This is a genomic window from Pseudomonas sp. CF161, from assembly GCF_000416215.1.
Classification (GTDB): domain Bacteria; phylum Pseudomonadota; class Gammaproteobacteria; order Pseudomonadales; family Pseudomonadaceae; genus Aquipseudomonas.
On the sequence record NZ_ATLP01000007.1, the window covers coordinates 1 to 1,124 of the forward strand.

The 1,124-nt window shown below is 69.8% G+C and carries 1 protein-coding gene and 1 pseudogene; both read right to left on the reverse strand.

The features are described from left to right. Positions 1 to 386: pseudogene (locus CF161_RS00045) on the reverse strand (glucuronyl hydrolase); the annotation flags it as partial. Next, positions 383 to 1,124 (reverse strand): MFS transporter (locus CF161_RS33010; protein WP_043228191.1); only part of this gene is annotated, 742 nt, incomplete at its 5' end. The pseudogene CF161_RS00045 and the gene CF161_RS33010, both read right to left, overlap by 4 nt.

Genomic DNA, 1,124 nt, shown 5'->3' on the forward strand with positions numbered 1-1,124 from the left:
TGGCTGGCCTGGCGCGCCAGCTCGGCGGCGGGCGCGCTGTCCAGCAGGCGCGCGCCAAGCCCGGCGCCGTACCAGAAGATCAGGCTGCGGTGATGGGTGTCGCTGTCGAGCTTGTCGGCCAGGCGCTGGCTGATCTGCTCGGCCTGCTGCCGGTCCTTGTCCGCGGCGCGGCAATAGGCGCGCAGCCACCACAGCCCGGCCCAGAAACCACCCAGCCAGGATCCGCCGGCGGAAACTTTCCAGGGCTGGTCGAGGCCCCGGCAATACAACGGGAAGCCCTCGCCACAGACGGCGTCGATCAGCTCCAGGCGCACCAGCAACTGGTCGATGGCGCGTTGCACTTCCGCTGTTTGCAGCGGCGCCTGGGTGCGGCCCAAGGCGTTCATTCGACGGCCCTCAGCAATGCCTTGGCCGCCACCTCAGGGGCACGCCGATGGCGTTGCCGGGCGCGGAACAACAGCAGGCTCAGTACCCCGCCGAGCAGCAGCACCGCAATCAGCGCCAGCCAGGCATCGGCGAAATCCAGGGACCCGCGCAACAGTTGCCCGAACAACACCGGGCCCAGGGCGAAACCGCCAAAGAAGCCCACCGAGAGCATGCCTGCCGCCGGGGCCGGGCTGCCGAAACCCGGGTCGCGCAACACCATGCTCATGGCGATGGCATTGGTCGCCACCGCCGTCAGGCCCATGCCCAGGGCGCCGGCCCACAGCAACCAGTGACGCTCCGGGGTGGCCAGGGAGGTCAGCCACAACGCCACCCCCGACAGCAGCAACAGCGCGAGCAATAACCAGGACTCATCGGCCATGCGCGCGCCCAATGGGGTCAGGCAAGTACGGGCGACGATGCCCATCACCCCGAAGCCGGCAATCAAGCCGCCGATCAGGCCCGGGCTCATGCCCTGGCGGGTGGCGAACACCCCGAGAAAGGTCACGAACGAAGACAGCGCGATGCCCACGCACAGCTGCACGCTCATCAACAGCGCCAGGCGTGCATTGGGCCGGTGCAGGGCCAGGCTCATGGGCTTGGCCTGGTGCGTGCGCGGGGCCACGCGCGGCCCCAGTAGCGCCAGGAGCAAGGCCGGCACCAGCAAGGTGGCCAGGGCCCCGCGCCAGCCCAACCCCAAG